This is a genomic window from Aquibium pacificum, assembly GCF_040839445.1.
Classification (GTDB): Bacteria; Pseudomonadota; Alphaproteobacteria; order Rhizobiales; family Rhizobiaceae; genus Aquibium; species Aquibium pacificus.
Window position 1 is genome coordinate 1 of record NZ_JBDPGJ010000015.1, and the last position, 13,212, is coordinate 13,212.

Annotated in this window: 15 protein-coding genes and 1 pseudogene; 14 read left to right on the top strand and 2 right to left on the bottom strand. The window is 57.1% G+C overall.

From position 1 onward, the window contains the following. On the bottom strand, positions 1-1,905 hold a 1,905-nt coding region (locus ABGN05_RS29700), incomplete at its 3' end, for a type IV secretory system conjugative DNA transfer family protein (protein ID WP_367957649.1). A 136-nt stretch (positions 1,906-2,041) separates the two neighbouring features. On the opposite strand from ABGN05_RS29700, the gene ABGN05_RS29705 reads away from it, so the two are divergent. The 14 genes and pseudogenes from ABGN05_RS29705 to ABGN05_RS29770 all read left to right on the top strand — a co-directional run bounded on the left by ABGN05_RS29705 (position 2,042) and on the right by ABGN05_RS29770 (position 12,629). After that, positions 2,042-2,251 carry a hypothetical protein gene (locus tag ABGN05_RS29705; RefSeq protein WP_367957650.1) on the top strand — a complete coding sequence of 70 codons (210 nt, stop codon included), beginning with the start codon at positions 2,042-2,044 and terminating at the stop codon, positions 2,249-2,251. Position 2,252: 1 nt separating this feature from the next. Next, on the top strand, positions 2,253-2,591 hold the full coding sequence (locus ABGN05_RS29710) for a plasmid mobilization protein (protein WP_367957651.1): 339 nt from the start codon (positions 2,253-2,255) through the stop codon (positions 2,589-2,591). Beyond that, complete coding sequence (locus tag ABGN05_RS29715; protein WP_367957652.1) at positions 2,581-4,320, top strand: relaxase/mobilization nuclease domain-containing protein; 1,740 nt, start codon at positions 2,581-2,583, stop codon at positions 4,318-4,320. The genes ABGN05_RS29710 and ABGN05_RS29715 overlap by 11 nt, the downstream gene beginning before the upstream one ends. 27 nt (positions 4,321-4,347) lie before the next feature. Next, positions 4,348-4,596 carry a hypothetical protein gene (locus tag ABGN05_RS29720; RefSeq protein WP_367957653.1) on the top strand — a complete coding sequence of 83 codons (249 nt, stop codon included), beginning with the start codon at positions 4,348-4,350 and terminating at the stop codon, positions 4,594-4,596. A 59-nt stretch (positions 4,597-4,655) separates the two neighbouring features. Further along, positions 4,656-4,913: a type II toxin-antitoxin system Phd/YefM family antitoxin gene (locus tag ABGN05_RS29725; protein WP_367957654.1), complete on the top strand. Its 258-nt coding sequence runs from the start codon at positions 4,656-4,658 to the stop codon at positions 4,911-4,913. Beyond that, positions 4,910-5,437, top strand: a complete 528-nt coding sequence (locus ABGN05_RS29730; RefSeq protein ID WP_367957655.1) for a hypothetical protein — start codon at positions 4,910-4,912, stop codon at positions 5,435-5,437. The genes ABGN05_RS29725 and ABGN05_RS29730 overlap by 4 nt, the downstream gene beginning before the upstream one ends. Positions 5,438-6,974: 1,537 nt before the next feature. Next, positions 6,975-7,160, top strand: a pseudogene (locus ABGN05_RS29735) (glucuronate isomerase); the annotation flags it as partial. Positions 7,161-7,189: 29 nt separating this feature from the next. Next, positions 7,190-7,864, top strand: coding sequence for a M15 family metallopeptidase (locus ABGN05_RS29740; RefSeq protein ID WP_367957656.1), 675 nt, complete (start codon positions 7,190-7,192; stop codon positions 7,862-7,864). A 333-nt stretch (positions 7,865-8,197) separates the two neighbouring features. Next, a complete protein-coding gene (locus tag ABGN05_RS29745) occupies positions 8,198-8,767 on the top strand; it encodes a tyrosine-type recombinase/integrase (RefSeq protein ID WP_367957657.1) in 570 nt (189 codons plus the stop codon). A gap of 476 nt (positions 8,768-9,243) precedes the next feature. Continuing rightward, positions 9,244-9,681 (top strand): hypothetical protein, encoded by a 438-nt coding sequence (locus ABGN05_RS29750; RefSeq protein WP_367957658.1) that lies wholly within the window; start codon positions 9,244-9,246, stop codon positions 9,679-9,681. A gap of 182 nt (positions 9,682-9,863) precedes the next feature. Further along, positions 9,864-10,541: an AAA family ATPase gene (locus ABGN05_RS29755; protein ID WP_367957659.1), complete on the top strand. Its 678-nt coding sequence runs from the start codon at positions 9,864-9,866 to the stop codon at positions 10,539-10,541. A 28-nt stretch (positions 10,542-10,569) separates the two neighbouring features. Then, complete coding sequence (locus ABGN05_RS29760) at positions 10,570-10,776, top strand: ribbon-helix-helix domain-containing protein (RefSeq protein ID WP_367957663.1); 207 nt, start codon at positions 10,570-10,572, stop codon at positions 10,774-10,776. A gap of 315 nt (positions 10,777-11,091) precedes the next feature. Further along, complete coding sequence (locus tag ABGN05_RS29765) at positions 11,092-11,805, top strand: helix-turn-helix domain-containing protein (protein WP_367957660.1); 714 nt, start codon at positions 11,092-11,094, stop codon at positions 11,803-11,805. Positions 11,806-12,413: 608 nt separating this feature from the next. Beyond that, positions 12,414-12,629, top strand: coding sequence for a hypothetical protein (locus ABGN05_RS29770; protein WP_367957661.1), 216 nt, complete (start codon positions 12,414-12,416; stop codon positions 12,627-12,629). Positions 12,630-13,007: 378 nt separating this feature from the next. Here the strand turns inward: ABGN05_RS29770 and ABGN05_RS29775 are convergent. Then, positions 13,008-13,212, bottom strand: a 205-nt coding sequence (locus tag ABGN05_RS29775) for a hypothetical protein (RefSeq protein ID WP_367957662.1), incomplete at its 5' end; no start/stop codon positions are given.

Sequence of the window (13,212 nt, forward strand, 5' to 3'; positions counted from 1 at the left end):
TTCCGGAAAGGCAAGGAAAGGACTATCAGTTCTAATTGCTACGATGCATCCAAAGGTGAACAGACCCACAATTATCAATTTTTTGCTGATGGTGATTGTTGCCAATGGTGGGATCACTAAAATTCCAAATGCGGCGAACAGCCATACAACCAGCGGAGGGGCGCCAAGCGCGGCTGCAAGGCCGAAGCTTCCTATGAAGGCGGCGCAACTGACAACAATTTTGGTCAGGAGGGGCGTGGGCCCTAGCCAGTAATCTCGGACATATTCGACATCGAAGAAGGTGGGTTGTCCGGCATTAATTATTTCCGGGGATTTTGCCTCGTTGTGAAAGTAAGGTTCAAGCAACAAGTTTAATACGACGTGTCGAGGTCCAAAGACGATCATTGAATTCGCGACCTTTTGGCCGTGACCCTTGCCAGTGAGCTGTGCCACTTCGTCTGGCGGGATTCGAGGAGTCCCGACGCGCTTCATGGCATGATCGTACTCTGCCAGCCGTTGAGCATTCGTGTTTTCAATTTTGCGCCGGGTTTGCTCGTCGGCGTTCTCCCAAGCTCGACGAATATTTTCGTCCTCGGTTTCAATCCGCCTCGCTATGTCGCTTTCGTCGCGGTCTTTGCCAAATAGACCCATATCGCCATGCTTATAGCTTCCCCAAAACCCACCACGTTCCAGTGGATTTCGTTTGTTGACGAGGGTCGGATTCGTGAAATCGATAGGAGGGGGTGCAGTGATTTCATCTGGCTTGAGAGGGCCAATACGATCACTGACCATCTTGGAGGCGTCGGCATCTTGATCGATGCCGAAGAACATGTGGACATCGGCGTTGGCAAAGAAGGTTTTGGATCCGGCCGCACCATAGAGCTCATGGAGCTGGCCGAGATCCTGCAGGAAGGGCCATAGGTGGACGCCGTAGCCGGGCATAAGGCCAGAGCTCGCTTGAATCTCGTCCATTTTGCCCAGCTGATAAAATTCATCGAGCAGAAACAGGCAACGGCCGTTGCCAGTCCGATCCCGCGCCATGGCGCTGAGAGCCATGCGTACGAACAAGCGCAAAAAGGCGGCATGGGTTTTGATGTAGTCGGGCGGCAGGACAAGATAGACCGATACCTTGCCCGTTTTGATGTCGGCCAGATCGAAGGTCGAGGCCCCGAGCGCGGCGGTGATTGGTTCGCTGTCGAGCCATTTTGAATGACGCTTTGCCGCGTCGAGCAACTGCGGCGGCATCCCTTTGCCGTTTTCGAGCGCGTCCATGATCGTCGCGCTCGCCGACCGGGCGAGCTTGCCGATGCCATGCCGTTCGCACGCGGCCATCATCTGCGCATGATAATAGAGGCCGCCAATCAGCTCTCCTTCTTCGTTGGCTATCTCCTTCGGCTGGGTGAGGATGTCGCGCAACGTGTCGAGGGTGCGTTTCTCCGGTGGATTCGAGAGGATGACATAGGCCATCATCCCGGCGAGGATCATGCATGCGCCGTTGTCCCATTCGGCGTTTTTGGGATTGGTTCTTCGCACCAATCCGTCAGCGATCATGTCGAGATCATCGGCAGCGGTGATGCTGTTAGGGTTGATGCTGGCGAGTGGGTTGAAGCTTGCCCGCAGGCGTTCGGGGATCTTGGCGTATCCGTAAGGATCGATGGCGATGACCCTTTGCCCCAAGGCTTCGCGGTGCTGCCATGTCAGCTCGACGTTTTCCCCCTTTGGGTCGATGGTCAGGAGGCCATGGGGCCAGCGTCTCGCGTTTGGCACAAGGACGGCCGCACCCTTGCCGGTTCGAGCCCCTGCTATCGTGATAGCGTGGCGTTCAGTGTGGATACCGACTTCGCGACCGGTTGACGGATCGAGGCCGAGGAACAAGCTTCCGGGCTGGTAGGGAAAGCCGCTTGGATCGGTGAACTTCCACGCCATGGTCGCCCCGGAATTTTGCGTTAATCAGGTCTTAACATGGATTGGACTATAGTTTACGTAAGAGGGAGGAACAAGCTATGTTTTTGGTACCCAAAAACGCTTGCCGGGCAGGCCCGGAAAAGAAGGGGCGGGCGTTGTGAGCTTTGATCGAGATGAAACCCCGACTCCTGTCCAGCTTGGCGGGCTGATCTTGCCCGCCAATGTGGTCAGGTGGCTGCATGAGCGGGCCGACTATGAAGTCTGTTCGTTTGACGAAGCAGCGGCCCGCAGCATCGTTGATTGGTTCAACGAGGCCACCTACCCGGCGCGGGTGGAGGACAGCTTGCAACATGCGCCGACCGCCTAAAATGACAGGGCGGCCCCGAAAGGCACCCGACGAGCAACGCGCGGAGCGATTGCCGGGTGTCCGGCTGACCTCCGCCGAGCGTCACCATGTCGAGCTGATGGCCGAGCGCGCGGGCCTCACAGTAGCGGAGTTTTCGCGCCGTGCGATCCTCGGGCAGAATGTTCGCGCCCGCCGTGCGGCGAGCGACGACCGCGCGATTGCCGAGGTCAACCGGGTCGGCGCGAACCTTCACCAGATCGTGCGGGCGCTCAATTTCAAGCAGGGCATTCCGCGCGACATTGCCGACACCATGGCCGAGTGCCGCGCAGCGCTCGAAAGGCTGGCGGCCGATGGTTCCTGACATCGCCGGGACGGGCCACAGTTTTAAGGGCGCGTGTTCCTACTACCTGCACGACAAGCGGCAGGACGAGGCCAGCCCGCACCCGGAAACGGCAGAGCGCGTGGCGTGGACGGAAACGCGGAATCTTGCGACCGACGACCCGGCCATTGCCGAGCGCGCCATGATCGCAACGGCCCGGTCGGCCGACGAGCTGAAAGCATCGGCGGGCATCAAGGCAACGGGCCGCAAGTCGGCCGCGCATGTCTACGCCTACAGCCTCGCATGGCATCCCGACGAGGCGGGCCAGCTCGACCGGGCCGAGATGCTGCGCGCGGTCGATGGAAGCCTGAAGGCGCTCGGGGCCGAGAACCGGCAAGCCCTGATCGTGTGCCACACCGACCGGGCGCACCCGCATGTGCATGTGATCGTCAACCGGGTCGATCCGATCAACGGCAAGATGCTGACGACCAGCAACGACCGTTTGAAGCTGTCAGACTGGGCCAATGCCTACGAGCGCGAGCGCGGCCAGATCGTGACGCCGAAGCGCGAGGAAAAGCGCCAGCTCCGCGAGCAGTTCGCGGACAAGGCGCAACGCCGCCAGTATGCTGCCCAGAAGCGCGCAGAGGCGGCGCGGCAGGGCGAGCGGGAGAAGAACCCCGCCGCCGCGCTCAAGGCGTTCAGCGACCAGCAGAAGGGCCAGCACAAACAGGAATGGCGCGACCTGTCCGCCAGCAACAAGGCGGCGCGGGATCGCATCTATGCAGATTCAGCCGCGGCGATCAGGGAAGCGGCGGCGCGCCACAAGGTCGAATGCAAGCCGATCTGGGCCACCTACTTCCGCGAGGCGCGGCAGGCCGAGAAGGCATTCACCACGCGAGAGCAGTCGATTGCGGGTGTGATCCGCAACGCCATGGACGCCACCGCGCACCAGAAGGTGAGCGGCCAGCTTGAAAACCGGGGCACTTTGTCGGCCACGTTCGGCAACGTCTTGTCATCGCAGGCCCGTGCTCGAGCCTTTGCCGAGCGGCAGGACATGAACCGCCAGCAGATGGCGGCGCGCCTGAAATCGGTGCTCGAGCACGAAGTTCAGACGATCAAGGAGCAGCGGGCGCGCGGCTTGGTCGCGCAGCGTGCTGCGTTCGACCAGGCGCGCGCCGACCTGATCGAAAAGCAGGACGTCGAGCGCGGGAAAATCCGCCAAGCATGGAAACAGATCTACGCCGATCGCGAGGCCGATCAGGGCGGCGATCGAGGCCAGCACCGCGCGCGGATGCAGACCCGCAATGCGATCCACCGCCCGGACAATCCGGCCCGCCAGAAGTGGCAGGACCGGAGATCCGAGCGAGCAGCATGGAAGGCAAGGAAGGCGCAGCAGGATGCCGCGCCCGTTCAGGAGCAGAAGCCCATGAAGGACCGTTTCGACAATGCGCGGCGGTTGGACAAGCCCGCGCCCATAGCTACGAAGCAGGCTTACATTTCGCAGGCGCAGCCCGCGCCTTCGCCATCCGGCGACGCGCCGAAGCCCGCGCCGAAGCGGTTGCAGACTATTCCCGAGAAGAAGCCCGAAATGCCCGCGATGAAGCGGTTGGCAGATGCGAAGCGGGACTGGACGCCGGCGACGGCGAAGCCATCACCGCAGACCAAAAAACAGCAGGAGTTTCAGCAGAATGCGCCGAGCGTCACACAGCCCGGGGAGATGAAACGGTTGCCCACCCGGTCAAACGACCGGGATCGCGAGCCGGAACGATGATAAAATCACGGTAGGAGAGATCAAACCATGAAGGAGAAACCCCCGTTTTCTGAACGTGTTGGCAGCTACCTGCGGGAGGTGAACGACGCCGCCCACGCCAAAACCATGAAGCGGCTCGAAGATGCTCCCCATGCCGAACGCAAAAAGGCCGTTGATCGGTGGCTAGACCGCAACGACCTGATCGGTCTGGTCGACGATGATCCCCACAATGACGTGAAGCCCTTGAAGCGTCTCAGGAACAGGCGGATTCAGCGCGACCGGGAGCCGGAGCGATAAGTTTGCGTATTATCCGGATTTTTGCTATTATCTGGATAATATATGGAAGGAGGTGACCCATGGTCACGATCACAGCCGCCGAGCTGCAAAAGCAGTTCGGCCGTTACCGCGATATGGCGCTCAAGGAGCCAGTTTCGGTAACCCATCATGGGCGCGAAAGCCTCGTGGTGATGTCGGCCGATGAATACAAAAGGTTGAAATCGTTCGATGACAGGCAGGCGCTATATGCGTGGGAATTGCCGGAGGATGCCGTAAAGGCCCTCGCGGAAGTCGAGATCCCCGATGACGGTGCGCAGTTCGATCACGAATACAAGTGAGCCGCTCGCCTTCAAAAACCGAACCGAAGCCCGGTCTTGTCATCCGCTACGGCTATCTGTGGCGCGATGAGGCAAAGCGCGGACAAGAGGAAGGCGTCAAAGACCGGCCGTGCGCGGTCGTGTTCGCCACGAAGCGCGAGGATGACCGTAGCACGGTCTATGTCGTGCCGATCACTCACACGCCGCCGAGCAAACCGGAGCATGCGATAGAGGTCCCGGCCGCCACGAAAAAGCGTCTCGGCCTTGATCATGCTCGATCTTGGGTGATTACCAATGAGCTGAATATGTTCACATGGCCCGGCTATGATCTTCGGCCCGTGGGGCGGCCCGGCGACAGCCGGGGTTTCGCCTACGGGGTGCTCCCCAAAGTCATGACGAGCGACCTGATTGAGAGCGTGCGCGAGCGGCAGCGTGAAGGGCAGCTACGGGCCGTCAATCGCGATGAGCGCTCGAAAGAGCAGGCGAAGGCGCTTAAGCGCCTAAAGACGCGCGGGCCGAGCCAAGATCGGGAGCCGGAGGGGTGATGCGGATTGATCTGAGACCCATCTTCTAACAGGTCTGCGGAACGTATGGATTTATGTTGACTGCATAACACATGCCGGTTCTGTTGCCAGAGCAAGAACTTGATTTATGATTTCGATAAAGCCATTGAAGAACATCATTGTACTGTTCTGTTTCGGTCGACTTACCTGATGCCTTAACTACGTCATCGCTAGGCCTAAAACTGTCTGGAGTGTGGGTTAACCAGCAAGTGTGCGAGCCGTTTATAACTCTTCCTTCCACCCACCAATCGGCATTAGCGGACGCGGACATTGACAATGTTACTACGTTAAAGATGAGTAAGGAAAGGCACTTATTCATTTTCCTACCCCTAGTGTTTAGCTAGGAAAACATGGTTCTTTTGAATTGTCTATACCTGAGTGGCTCGTGCGGATCGATCATAATGTCGGTAGAAGATGATCTATTTGAATTACCCCTACGGCGAGGAGATCCAGATTCGCCAGCTGCTGCCATGCCACTTCTTATCTCCTTCAAGAGGCGAGGACCCAAATAGCGAAAGCCGCGGCACTTTGAACATCAGTTGACACTTGTTCATATGTAAATAATATAGCGTCTGGGAGGGCCCTCTCAAGAACGCAGTCTTGAGTTGTCGATTGCTACACGGCATCGATGACAGAAATTTGGAGAACTACTTCAATGAGGGCAATTTTTTCTATAGCGGCCGCAAGCTTTGCGGCTGTAGTTGGCTGGCTAGGCATCACCACAGAAGCCTCCGCTCAATCTAGGCAGGAGATACAAGGACGCGCCTGCATCGTCAGCGCTAGTGCTCAGTGCGCCGCTGAGGGATGGAAGGTTGGAGATTGTGCCGATTATCGGTACTCTCCGCCGAATGCGTTGGGCAATGGCAACAGTACGCGCCTCTCGCTTTTCTATAGCCACTATTCCATGAACTTCCAGCAAGATGGCTCGGCTGCGGGATGGAGCTATCATCCTGTCAGGTTCAGTTTCATCGGGAGCGGCGGGGGCGTTGCGGATCAGACACTCACGCAGTGGCGTATCCCGCTTATTCAACCAGCAGACTATAGCTGGCCATTTGTTCATATGCTTGTGGATTTCTACAGGTATAGCGATTTCGGTCCAAGCGACCCAAGTCTTTGTTCCGTTAGGCTTCGGTTGACGGGCCAAAAGCGCCCTGATCAGGCTGCTGCCACCGGCTCCCCCGAATCACTAGTGCCCGCGCTAAGCTTCGGCATTCCAAAGCTGAAGTAGAGGTTTCCGTACGAAGTCTGCCCGTCGCCACCGGCGGCGGGCAATTAGCGTCAACCATAGGCGATTTTGTTCAAAATCATGGCCCAAATGGGACCGCGATCATTGTAGCCGGCGGCTGCTTTGAGGTCTCAACCGGGCCTTGAAACAGAATTGCTAATTCCGTTCGAGCTCGCAGGGCAACGGCATACCGCCACGTAATCTCTTCGCGCAGTTTGGCGGTGTTTTTCCGACAAGCCGAAAGTATGCAGCGTTCCCGCACTCGCCGGGCTGAGCGCCGCAGAGTTCTGCCTAAGCCACGGCTTCAACGACGACACCCGCGCCTTCCCCTCGATCCCCGCGCGCCACGACGTCGCCCGCCGCGTGGACTGCGGCTACCTCGCCGAACTTGTCCGCTCCGGACAGCTCACCGAGGAGGAAGCCGCCGATCTCGCGCAAGAGCTCTCATACCGGTTGGCCACGAAAGCCTACCGGCTCTGACGCTCAATTAGGGAAAACGGGAGGAAACCATGAAATTGAAAGTTTTTCTTTCGGTAGTTTCGGCAGTCACAGTATCCACCATATCAGCAGGTTGCTCTACAAAGCAGCAGATTCCGCTCGTTGCCGCCAACGACAATTACGGAATTGATCGGCAGAAATCACCGGAGCAAATAACCGCGAGAAAGATCGAGGTTGTGGGTTTGCACCCCGTCGCCGCCAACGACAACTATGAACCGGCTTCGCTCAAACCATTGGTACCTATTGCTGGCGGGAAAAGCTCTACTCCGAAAATTACGAGAGAGCAGGCCGCAGCACAGCTTAAAGAGCGGCTATTGGAGGGCAAGAACGAGTCGCACATTGACGGATTGGATCCGAAGTTTACGTTGAAATTGGCCAGCATGCTAGCAAGCATGCCAATCGATGTACGCAAACATGTTCATATCCTTAGCGGGTATCGTTCGTTTGAACATCAGGAGATTCTCTGGAAGAAGGCTCTGAAAAAATATGGAACGGCATCGGCAGCTCGAAAGTGGGTAGCCGCTCCCGGAAAAAGCAACCACCAACGTGGTACCGCAGTCGATCTCGACTATGGAGGCAGCCGCAAAGCGGAATCTTGGGTTCACGGTCATGCTGGTGAGTATGGGCTTTACTTTCCCATGAAGTGGGAGCCTTGGCACATTGAGCCGGTCGGTAGCCGCCCGTGAAGAGAAACACCGGCCGTGCGCGACCTCAGAGAATGGGACGACGCATGGCCCCCATGTTGAATCTGAAACAGAATTATTAATTCTGTTTCATTCGCGGGGTGGATCGGGCTGGTTCCACGAGCGTTTGAGAAACCGCCACGTCCCGTAAAGAGCTCCAACAATCACGCAGATGCTCGCAGCATGGGTGAGGATTTCGCCTAGATCGAGGGTGAGGATCATCGAATCGGTCTCGCTCCGTAGTGGATCGGCCGACCATCAATGCTGCCGTGGACGGTCAATTGCTCTATCCACAGGAAATGTGGATTTGAAACAGAATCGTAGTATTCTGTTTCAATGTCCGACCTGATCGACCCGCAAGGACGCCGCCTCTATCTGACCGCCGCCGAGCGTTCCGACTTCCTCGCCGCTGCTGCCAAAGCGCCGCGCGAGGTGCGATCCTTTTGCGAGGTGTTGCATTCTACCGGGTGCCGGATTTCCGAGGCTCTGGCGCTGACCATGAAGCGGATTGACCTCGACGGTCAGGCGCTCGTGATCGAGACCCTGAAAAAACGCCGGTCGGGGGTTTTCCGCGCTGTGCCGGTGCCCCCTCGCCTTCTCGATACGCTCGACCTCGTGCACGGCGTCAGGGAAGCTCGCAAGGGCCGAGGCGATCCGCTCCTATGGGATTGGAGCCGCACGACAGCGTGGCGGCACGTCAAGGCGGTCATGAGCGCCGCAGACATAGAAGGACCGCACGCCAGCGCGAAGGGACTGCGCCACGGCTACGGCGTCGCGGCGATCAGCGCGACGGTGCCGCTCAATCTGCTATCGAAGTGGATGGGTCATGCCACCATCGAGACGACGGCGATTTATGCGAATGCGCTTGGCGAGGAGCAGCGCTCGATTGCGGAAAGAATGTGGTAATGCCCGGATTTGAGAATCAAGGCGCTTTAAGAGCGATAATTTTCGGCCGCCGCATTGACACAGCGTTAACCGCATGTTAACGGACCCTTGTACTTCCCAGAAGAAGGAAGAAGGGCAATGCACCTCATAATAGCGCTGCTCTACGTTGGGCTGGCGGTGGCGCACATCCTACTAGCCATCCAACATTGAGCTGGGCCCCTTCGGGGGCCCTTTTCTTTTTGCCTCCGCGCTATTCGCACAAAGCTGCTTTTAGCAGCATCGAACTCATCAACGCTTCGCGAGGCATTTTTTAATAACCTATTAAAAGGTTCCTGCTGCGCCTTTATCAACCTATTTGCATCCTGTCAACACCTGCAAGCGCCTAGTTAAGCCTATGCAATCCGATCTCCGCCCTTTTCCTATAAAATTGCCTCCTATATGGTCCAACAGGAGCCTATTTACGGACCCGATTTGCGCATGGAAGCGGGAGAGAGAGCATGACGGATTTGTTTACAGGAAAGGTTCCAAGAACGGTTGATAATCAGAAAAGAATCAGGGTTCCTTATGATTATGTAAGGATAATTGGCAAAGAAAAGGTTTATATAGTCAGATCAATTTATAAAGGTCTATGGTATGTACCAAGAAATATTGAAGAAGTTGTTCGTATTGAACTTGAACCATTCCTAGAAATAGAAAGAAGAGGTGATAGTTCTGAAATACATAGGGAAGTTTTGCTTGCAAATGTATATAGTTGCAATATAAACGTTGGAATATCTGCAAAGACACGAATAACGATACCATCAGAAATGCATTACGAATTACAAGAAATCAATGATACCCTATTCACTGCTCATAGTGTACCAATATATTTCGTGGGAATGGGAAAAATATTCTACATAATGCACAGAAAGACGATGGATATGCTTGTAGGCTAAAGCATGCCTGATTGTGCGCTTCCTCGCCTTAGATGTTGGAGCGGGCAAATATGATCCCGCTGCAGCGCAGCGTAGGTCACTACTTGACGGTCGTTCCGAATCCGCACAAGCTACAGCGCTGTAGTCCTATAGCGATATAGGGATTTAGAATTTCGTCAACCATATAACTATAGCCCTATAGCATGAAAATCCTGGCTGTGATCTCCCAAAAAGGCGGGGTTGGTAAGACAACCCTAGCAACGGCTTTGGCCGTTGCGGCCGAGCAGGACGGCAAAAGCGTTGCCTTATTCGATCTGGACCCGCAGGCGTCAGCCTGCTTTTGGGCCGACCGTCGTCGCGCTACCGGCAAAGGCGAAACGCCTGTTGTGAGGGACGTGAATTTCAATCGCCTGCCCCATGTCCTCGATGCTATGCGGCTCGGCGGGGCGGATCTGGTCATTCTGGACTGCCCACCACAGCAACGGGACATTGCCGACGCTGCGTTGAGTGTAGCTGATTTGGTATTGATACCGACCCGCGCGGAAGCGCTCGATATTCGCGCCATGACTCAAACAGTCAGACTTGCGCAGCAGATGGGTAAGCAGGCGTCTGTTGTCCTGACCTTTTGTCCGCCTGCTGGTGCGGAGATCGAGCAGGCCCGCGAGATTGTGGCCCAGCTTAAAGCTGAACTGGTGCCGGTTTCTATCCACTTGCGCAAAGCCTTTGCTCGCGCCCAGCAGGATGGCCAGACGGCGCAGGAATACGAGCCGAGCGGCAAGGCAGCGGCCGAAATTCATAGGCTATACGAATATAGCCGTATAGCCCTATACGGAAAGGAAACCCATGGCAAAGCCAAAGCCAAATCTCGCCGGATTGCTTGACAATATACCGGACGCTCCGCCTTCCGCCATGCGGCAGACGCGCCAGTCGCGAGAACGACCGTACGCGGACGCGGGGACGGAAAAAACCGTCTTAGTAGGGGCCAATCTCCCCCCCGCCTATGCCCGCAATCTGGCGTACCTTCACGCGGAAACCGGCCGCAGTAAGAAGCAGCTTTTGCAGGAAGCGCTAGACATGCTGTTCACCGCAAAGGGTGGGGCAGGGATTAAGTTCTAGCGCTATAGCCCTATACAGCTATAGCGCTCAATTCAGGGTTGGAGAAACAGACCGACTCTGGCACGATCACATTCAAAATCCTCTGATTCACAGGGGATTTTACCAAGGAGGGCGAAAGCCTAGACATCAAAAAACCCGCCGAGGGGGCGGGCTTCTGATAATTCGGCCGAGGGCCAAGAATTCGTCTGTGGTGGTCGAATTCTCCCAAAAAGCCGGATCGATTGCAAGAGGATTCTTGCCACGGCTTCGTGCGCCCTGCGCATGGCCGTGAGCGGCCATCTCCGAAGCGGTTCAACCGAACCGAAAGGAGAACCCATGTTCCAAACAATTGCAGAAGTCGCGGGCGAAGGCCCGAACAGACAACGCGGCGGCACGCCGCGCACAGGCGAGCCAGTCCGTCGCCATTCCCGGCTGGCAGGCCGGGAAGGGGTTTTCTGGCGTCGTACAGACCGCCAGAGCATGCGGCAGGTGGTTTTGGCCGCCAAGCGCTACGAGCTGGCAGGACGGGCCGCAGGGCAGCGCAATGGCCCCTTGGGCAGCGTCGCCATTGAGATCCTGGAATTGTTCGCCAATCTGGTCGATTTCCGCACCGGCAGGCTGGAGCCGTCGATTGAAACCCTCATGCGCTATCTGAAGCGCTCGCGGGACGCCATCGTGCGGGCCTTGGCGGCTTTGCGCGCCCATGGCTTTGTCGATTGGTTGCGGCGCTATGTGCCGACCGGTAACGAGGGGAGGGGGCCGCAGGTCCAGCAGACCAGCAACGCCTACCGGCTTTTCCTTCCGCCCCGAGCTGCCCGCTTGCTTGGCCGAATGGGCCTCCCTGTGCCGGTTCCCGACGATCACAGCCATGCGCAGGAGCAGCGCGCGGCCGAGATCGAGGTTTATGCCGCGAGCCTTTCGATGGCGGAATTGCCGCTGTTCAGGGTCGAGGACGAGGATCTAGCCGCGTCCTTGGCGCGGCTCGGGGCCGCGCTCGATGCACGCAAACAACGTGAGTCCGTCAGACAGACAGAATCCCTAGCCTCATAGATTCATAATAGCGGAATCGGGCTTGCGCCCGATGACTCAATGGAGCGCGGGCATTTCGGTGCGCTACCGCGCACCGCCCGCGCGCATTTGTTCCTACCCGATGTGAAAAGCCTGCCACGACAGCCACCACAGTCAACGGCTTCGCCGTCCTTCGCTTCGCTACGGCCCTATCGGGTGACAGCGGCGGCCTTACGTGGCGCATATGAGGTATCGGGACGGGGAACATCAAAAGGCCGCGCCTTCGGCGCGGGTTCGACCGCCTCCGGCGGATCGAACAGGGAACTGGGTTTTCTGAGATTTCAGATGGAAACCGGATCGCTCAAGGCGAGCCGAGAGCCCGGTATGTCTGCGAGGACGCAGAGCGGCCCGCTTCGCGACCTGCTGGAAGCAGGGGAGCAGGGTTTACCCCTGCAACCCTGCCCGACTGGCGAAGTCCGGGGGGCAGAGCTGCAAGGGCGAAGAGCGGCGGGCGCAGGCCGTCAGGCCGAGCCTCGGGAACCGCGTCCCTTGCGGCGGCGTGGGGGGCAGAGCCCCCAGTCTTTCCATAGCGTCTTAAATATTTCTTTGCCGGAATGTGATATATATTCTTCTATTAGGAGGAAATACACATGGCAGATAGCAAAAAACCTTATGATATCCTTGTTTCACGTGAATATTCAGACGGAAATGGCGAAGTCAAAAACGCCTATTACCGCGCAGGCGTGGCGTTCGAGAACAAGGCGGGCGGCTTCAACATCGAGATCGTGGACGGGCTGGCACTGACCGGCCGCGCCGTGATCCTGCCGCGCAAGGACCGCGCCGAAGATGACGGACCGAGCGAGTAAACCCCGGAAATTCAGGGGGTTTGCTGTGATCGAGCGGCCGGACGGCGCGCTTGTGTGGGGCACCTTCCGGCCGACCGAGGCGGAGGCGCGAGCGGTCTATGATAGGTGGAATCCGGGCGTTGAAGGGGCGGAAGTGTTACCCGTCGAGGTACGGATATTTGACTCAGGCACGGGCGAAGCGATATAAATATGCTTATGTGGTTAGATAATTATTTTAATTCTATTGCTTCAAGATATTCAGACGTCGATCAATACATGTCATGGGCGGCATATGAACACAATTGGCATGATGCCCAGCCCTATGCCTACATTTACGACATGTACGAGCGCGGTCCCTATTAGGGGTATGCATCCAAAACATACTCAAAATTCATGTAATCAATCCCAAAACCAAGAAATAATGAGGCCCGCGAAAGCCATCAGTGCACCATGCGCTATAATATGAATGGCCGGGTATTCCGGAAAGGCAAGGAAAGGACTATCAGTTCTAATTGCTACGATGCATCCAAAGGTGAACAGACCCACAATTATCAATTTTTTGCTGATGGTGATTGTTGCCAATGGTGGGATCACTAAAATTCCA

Coding starts and splice junctions, on each gene's coding strand:
- ABGN05_RS29710 (WP_367957651.1), top strand. CDS start 2,253: ATGACAGGGCGGCCCCGAAAGGCACCCGACGAGCAACGCGCGGAGCGA.
- ABGN05_RS29720 (WP_367957653.1), top strand. CDS start 4,348: ATGAAGGAGAAACCCCCGTTTTCTGAACGTGTTGGCAGCTACCTGCGG.
- ABGN05_RS29770 (WP_367957661.1), top strand. CDS start 12,414: ATGGCAGATAGCAAAAAACCTTATGATATCCTTGTTTCACGTGAATAT.
- ABGN05_RS29725 (WP_367957654.1), top strand. CDS start 4,656: ATGGTCACGATCACAGCCGCCGAGCTGCAAAAGCAGTTCGGCCGTTAC.
- ABGN05_RS29750 (WP_367957658.1), top strand. CDS start 9,244: ATGACGGATTTGTTTACAGGAAAGGTTCCAAGAACGGTTGATAATCAG.
- ABGN05_RS29740 (WP_367957656.1), top strand. CDS start 7,190: ATGAAATTGAAAGTTTTTCTTTCGGTAGTTTCGGCAGTCACAGTATCC.
- ABGN05_RS29760 (WP_367957663.1), top strand. CDS start 10,570: ATGCGGCAGACGCGCCAGTCGCGAGAACGACCGTACGCGGACGCGGGG.
- ABGN05_RS29715 (WP_367957652.1), top strand. CDS start 2,581: ATGGTTCCTGACATCGCCGGGACGGGCCACAGTTTTAAGGGCGCGTGT.
- ABGN05_RS29765 (WP_367957660.1), top strand. CDS start 11,092: ATGTTCCAAACAATTGCAGAAGTCGCGGGCGAAGGCCCGAACAGACAA.
- ABGN05_RS29755 (WP_367957659.1), top strand. CDS start 9,864: ATGAAAATCCTGGCTGTGATCTCCCAAAAAGGCGGGGTTGGTAAGACA.
- ABGN05_RS29745 (WP_367957657.1), top strand. CDS start 8,198: ATGTCCGACCTGATCGACCCGCAAGGACGCCGCCTCTATCTGACCGCC.